The organism is Nocardioides sp. CPCC 206348 (assembly GCF_048654705.1).
Classification (GTDB): domain Bacteria; phylum Actinomycetota; class Actinomycetes; order Propionibacteriales; family Nocardioidaceae; genus Nocardioides.
Genome location: NZ_JBMCZA010000239.1, coordinates 82,589 through 88,063, shown reverse-complemented (window position 1 = coordinate 88,063; position 5,475 = coordinate 82,589). Strand labels below are relative to the sequence as shown.

The following is a 5,475-nucleotide window of genomic DNA, read 5'->3' as shown; positions in this document are numbered from 1 at the left end:
GCCGTGGCGACCGGCCGGGGCGCCGGGCCCGGGCCGAGCGAGTTGTCGAGCGCGCTGGTGACCGGCGCGCCGAACCATCCGGCAGCCAGGGCCGGACTGGCCGCAGTGATCATGACGCCGGCGGTGAGGGACGCACCAAGTGAAAGGGAAACTTTTCTCATGTGGGCGACGGTAGTGACGGGTCACGAAGCCCGACTAGGTGCCTTTTCGGATCAAGTTCGAGATCTCTTCGCCGCAGCAGGAATATTTGAAGTCTCAAGTGTCTTGGGTCCCATACCGCAACGCTTGAGACTTCAAATACCTAGGAGCGCCGAATGGCTGCCGAACTCCTGCACCTCAGCACCACCCCCACGCTGCCCGCCGCCACGGTCCGGACCCAGGTGACGGTGCCCCTGCGCTTCCCCGACGGCTACGCGACGACCGCTGCCGTCAGCACCTTCGCCGGCCTGGTCGACGGGAAGGAGCACCTGCTGCTGGGCCTCGGCGACTGGCAGGGCGCCCTGCGCCGCGCGGCGCTCGGCGGGCCCGCTCCCCTGGTCCGCCCGCACAGCGAGTGCCTGACGGGCGACGTGTTCGGCTCCGAGCGGTGCGACTGCGGCCCGCAGCTGCGGGAGTCGGTCGAGCGGATCACCGACGCGGGCGGGTTCCTGCTGTACCTGCGCCAGGAGGGTCGCGGCATCGGCCTCTACGCCAAGCTGGACGCCTACGCGCTGCAGGACTCCGGCCTCGACACCTACGAGGCGAACACCGCGCTGGGCCGCGACGAGGACGAGCGCGACTACACCGCCGCCGCCCAGATGCTCGTCGCGGTCGGGGCCGACCGGATCCGGCTGCTGAGCAACAACCCCGACAAGGCCGCCCAGCTCGAGGACCTGGGGATCTCCGTCGCCGAGCGGGTCGCGACCGGCGTTCACCTGACCGACGCCAACGCGCGCTACCTCACGGCGAAGCGGGACCACACCGCACACACCCTGGCGCTGCCAGAACTCCTAGGCTGAGGGCGTGCCCGCCGACGACGTACCCGAGCAGCCCTGGCTCACGGACGCGCAGATGGCGGCGTGGCTGCCCCTGCTCCGCACGCTGCTCCAGCTGCCCCACGAGCTGGACAAGCAGCTGAGGGAGACCGCCGGGATCAACCACGCCCACTACGGCATCCTCGCGTTCCTGTCGGCCCAGGACGACGGCACGCTCTCGATGAGCGACCTCGCCGGAGTGTCGGGCACCAGCCCCTCGCGGCTGTCCCATGCCGTGGCGAGCCTCGAGCAGCGCGGCTGGGTCGTCCGCAGCCAGTGCACCGACGACAAGCGCAAGCAGTTCGCCGCGCTGACCCCGGCCGGCCGCACCCTGCTGGAGCAGGTCGCTCCCGACCATGTCGCCACCGTGCGCCGCCTGGTGTTCGACCACCTCAGCGATGCTGACGTGGAGTCGTTGCGCAGGATCACCACGAAGATCGTGGGCGCGATCAACGACTGACGAGGGCAGGTGCGCCCTGGCTCCGGTGCTCAGCTCCGCAGCCACGCCAGGACCGCCAACACCCGACGGTGCTCCTCGGTCGACGGGTGGAGGTCGAGCTTCGTCATGATCCGCGCAATGTGGCTCTCGACGGTACGCAGGTCGATCACGAGCGCAGAAGCGATCGCCCCGTTCGACTTCCCCTGTGCCATCAGCTCGAGCACCGCGCGCTCGCGATCGCTGAGCTGGGCGAGCTGGTCGTACACCTTCTGCCCGCCCATGAGGTGGGAGACGACGGCCGGGTCGAGCACGGTGCCGCCCGCGACAAGGGTCCCGATCGCGTCGCGGAGCACGCCGACATCGACGACGCGATCCTTGAGGAGATACCCGAACCGCTCGGGATGCGCTCGTGCAAGGTCGACGACGTACCGGCTCTCCAGCGACTGGGAGAGCAGCAGGATGGACAGGTCAGGATGCCGTCGTCGCAGCTCCACCGCCGCTCGTGCTCCCTCGTGGGTGAAGGTCGGAGGCATCCTGATGTCGACGATCGCCACCTCCGGGCGGTGTTCGTCGACCGCGGCGTGCAGCGCGTCGGCGTCGGCAACGACTGCACAGACCTCGATCCCGGTCTCCACGAGGAGCCGGGTGAGTCCGTCGCGAAGGAGTCCGGAGTCATCCGCGATCACGACCCGCACGGGATCACCCCCGACACGACCGTCCCGCGAGCAGGAACGGAGTCGATCCTCAGCACTCCCCCGGCTGCCCCGACCCGGTCGCGCAGCCCGCGGAGGCCGGGTCCGTCCGGATTGGCGCCCCCGCGGCCGTCGTCGCGCACCTCGAAGGTCAGGGAGTCGCTGACCTGGCGCACGCAGACCCGGACCTCGGTCGCCTGGGCGTGCTTCTGGGCGTTGACCAACGCCTCTCCCAGGGCGAGCCAGGCGGTGAACTCGACCGAGGGATCCAGTCGCGCGACGTCCACGTCCAGGCGCACCGGAACGGTCGCGTGCGCACGAAGGTCGTCGAGCGCTGCCGGGAGCCCGCCGTCGGCGAGCGCTGCGGGGTGGAGGCCGTTGGCCAGGGCCCGCAGGTCCCGGACCGCGGACTGTGCCTCGTGGGCGCCTGCCGCCAACGCGCTGCTCATGCGTTCGGGGTCACCGCTGAGGTGCGCGGACTGCAGCTCGAAGGCGAGTGCGATCAGTTGCTGCTGCGCTCCGTCATGGAGGTCCCGCTCGATCCGGCGTCGCTCCTCCCGCTGCGCCTCGGCGAGGCGTCGTTGCGACCCCGCAAGCTCCACGAGACGCTCGGCGAGCTCGGCACGCAGCCGGGCGTTGTCGAGCTCGGTCGACGCGGCGGCAGCGCCCGCGGCGACGACGGCCCGGTCCACCGCGCCCGCTTCGAAGCCGACCCTCGCGATGACCCGACCGGCGCGCTCGACCTCGACCGCGTTCCGGGGCTCGGCTGCCGCCTCACCGGTGGAACGGACCCACGACCCGGCGTCGATCCCGGGGTAGCTGATCGACACGCTGGGGTCCGCGAACGCGCGACGCATGAGGTCGTCGAGGTCGAGGTCGGCGGACCCGATCTCGCCTGTGATCAGCCGGACCGCATCGTGGCGGCGCCGGTTGAACCGCCGGTCGATCGTGTCCTGCAGGCCACGGCGCAGGGGGGCTGCGAGCACGGCGACAGTCAGCGCGCCGATCGTGGCAGCGACCTCGGGCGTGGTCGACCAGCGTCCGGTTCCCCGGGCGCCGAGCCAGATGATCCCGGCGTAGGTGCCGACCAGGATCGCCGTGAGCAACGAGTAGCTGGTGGTCCGGGAGAGGACGCGCTCGACGTCGTACAGGTGGTAGCGGGTGATCGACAGGCCGGCTGCCACCGGGATCAGGATGATGAAGCCACCCGTGGACAGGACCATCAGCTCAGTCGCTTCGGCGCTCGCCGCGATGAAGGCACCGAGCACGCACACGGGGAGGACCGCGACCACCAGCGCCAGCCACATCAAGCGCTGCCGTTCGTCCCCCTCCGCCCGTCGCCAGCGCAGGACCAGCGAGAACCCCGAGGCCACCAGCCCCACGGCCACCAGCAGGACGAGTACATAGGCCACCCCGCTGGTCAACCAACCGAGTCCGGGGGCACCGAGTGGGTTGTCGACCGACTGGTACGGGGCGTCGAGCTCGGTCCGGAACAGGGCGAGCGCGAACGCGGCCCCGCCGGCGCCGATGACGGCTCGCCCGACCACGCGCCAGCGCCGGTTCAGGTAGGTGCCAGTCGGCGTCAGCAGGAGGACGAGGGCGATGATGACGAACCACGCGATCCAGGCGGAGTTGTCGACTGCCGCGATCACACCCGTGCCCGGCAGTGAGCCGGGTTGGACGATCGCGCCCCAGCCCACCCAGCTCGCCGCGAAAGCGGAGAACATGATGACGCTCGACAGGGCGAGGAAGAGCCAGCCGACGGGATGGCGGGGCTGTGCGCTGACGATCGCTGCGCCGACGAGGGAGGCGACGACCACACCGAGGATGAGCCCCACGCCCACGGCAGTCGTCTGCACGAGCTCGGGGTGGCCCTCGTCAGCGATGGCGTGGTCGGAGACCAGCGCCCCGACTCCGACGGCGAGCTGGGTGCCGAGCACAGCGGCGAGCGCGACACGTACGCGCTTGGTCTGGGCCCCGGCCGTCTCCACAGGACCAATGCTGTCACCGTACGGCGCCGTCCGGGGTCCGTGCTGGCACGGAATCCGGGCCCGTGACGCCACCACCGAGGACCCGGGAAGCCTCGGATGCGCCGAGATGGTCCCCGATCGCAGTCTGGATCCATGAACAGTCTCCACACCCTCCCTGAGGTCGGCCCCGGAGTTGCACCCGTCGCGGAACGGCGCATCTCCATCGGGCTGGCCGTCGTGTTCCTGGCCGGATTCGTCGCCATGATGGCGACCTCGACCGACCGTGAGCCGGATGCTGATCCGGCCAAGATCATCGCCTCCTACGAGACCACCCTCGGAGCCGTACGGATCGAGTCCTATGTCCTGATGGCGCTCTGCGCCGTGCTGGTGTTCCTGGGAACGTCGATCCGCTCGCGACTCTCGGCGGTGGGACATCGCTGGGCAGCCGACGCCGCACTCGTCGGGTTCGGCCTGATGGCCTTCACCTACGCGAGCTTCGGGGTCACGACGCTGGCCCTGCGCCACGCGGTCGACCTCGGCGACACCAGTGTCGTCTCTGCGGCCAACCTTGCTGACACGTCGAACTTCCTGCCGGCGATGGCGGCGATGGCGTGCATCTACATCGGCGTGGGCGTGAGCGCGCTCGGTTCAGGTGCGCTGCCGCGTTGGCTCAGCTGGGCCTCGATCGTGCTCGGCGTGCTCGCACCCCTGGGTCCCGGCGGATTCGCGCCGTTCGTGCTGCTGCCGGGCTGGCTGCTCCTGGTGGCCGTGCTGCTGCCTGGTGACGCCGACGCGAAGGGCCGGTGAGCACGATGACGAGGAAGCCGATGGCCGCAGCCGCGCTGCTGCTGGTCCTCACCGGATGCGGGGACGGCGGCGACGAGAAGGGCGATGACGCCCCGGAGCCGACCGGACCGACGTACGTCGAAACGGCGAACCGGCTGTGCGAGGAGCTGATCGACGACGTCGTACCGATCACCGGCGACTCCGCTCCCGTGCCCGACCGAGCGCGGTACGTGGCGAATCGAACCGCACTCGCCCCGGTCTACGAGGAGTTCGACGGCGAGCTCGACCAGATCGAGGTGCAGACCGACGCCGACAGGAAGGCGGACGAGGCGTTCGACGCCTATCGGGCGGCGATCGCGGCGTTGGACGAGGAGTGGGACACCAAGGTCGAGCAGCTGACCGAGGAGGAGTGGTCCCGTGCCTACGGCAAGGCCCTGGACGAGTTCTTCGGCTCGCCCGCGAGGCAGGGCCTGCTCGCGACGGGCATCGAGTGTCCGGCGCGATGAACCTCATCGACACCTCGGTCGAGGAGCTCAAGGAGCGCGAGCAGGTCGCCTTCCGCCGGTTCCTGACCG

6 protein-coding genes are annotated in these 5,475 nt (G+C 70.4%); 4 read left to right on the top strand and 2 right to left on the bottom strand.

Annotated features, from left to right (window positions below):
- Positions 1-314 precede the first annotated feature (314 nt).
- The gene (locus ACOADB_RS27700; RefSeq protein WP_378606727.1) at positions 315-998 is read left to right on the top strand and encodes a GTP cyclohydrolase II; all 684 of its coding nucleotides are present in this window, start codon (positions 315-317) and stop codon (positions 996-998) included.
- A 4-nt stretch (positions 999-1,002) separates the two neighbouring features.
- Positions 1,003-1,473: a MarR family winged helix-turn-helix transcriptional regulator gene (locus ACOADB_RS27695; RefSeq protein WP_378606724.1), complete on the top strand. Its 471-nt coding sequence runs from the start codon at positions 1,003-1,005 to the stop codon at positions 1,471-1,473.
- 29 nt (positions 1,474-1,502) lie between these two features.
- On the opposite strand, the gene ACOADB_RS27690 is transcribed toward ACOADB_RS27695, so the two are convergent.
- Positions 1,503-2,147 (bottom strand): LuxR C-terminal-related transcriptional regulator, encoded by a 645-nt coding sequence (locus ACOADB_RS27690; RefSeq protein WP_378606722.1) that lies wholly within the window; start codon positions 2,145-2,147, stop codon positions 1,503-1,505.
- Positions 2,135-4,135 (bottom strand): sensor histidine kinase, encoded by a 2,001-nt coding sequence (locus ACOADB_RS27685; RefSeq protein WP_378606719.1) that lies wholly within the window; start codon positions 4,133-4,135, stop codon positions 2,135-2,137. The genes ACOADB_RS27690 and ACOADB_RS27685 overlap by 13 nt, the downstream gene beginning before the upstream one ends.
- Positions 4,136-4,267: 132 nt before the next feature.
- Between ACOADB_RS27685 and ACOADB_RS27680 the strand changes: the two genes are divergently transcribed.
- Both ACOADB_RS27680 and ACOADB_RS27675 read left to right on the top strand, forming a co-directional pair.
- Positions 4,268-4,921, top strand: a complete 654-nt coding sequence (locus ACOADB_RS27680) for a hypothetical protein (protein ID WP_378606716.1) — start codon at positions 4,268-4,270, stop codon at positions 4,919-4,921.
- 5 nt (positions 4,922-4,926) lie between these two features.
- Complete coding sequence (locus tag ACOADB_RS27675; RefSeq protein ID WP_378606713.1) at positions 4,927-5,406, top strand: hypothetical protein; 480 nt, start codon at positions 4,927-4,929, stop codon at positions 5,404-5,406.
- Positions 5,407-5,475: the final 69 nt, after the last annotated feature.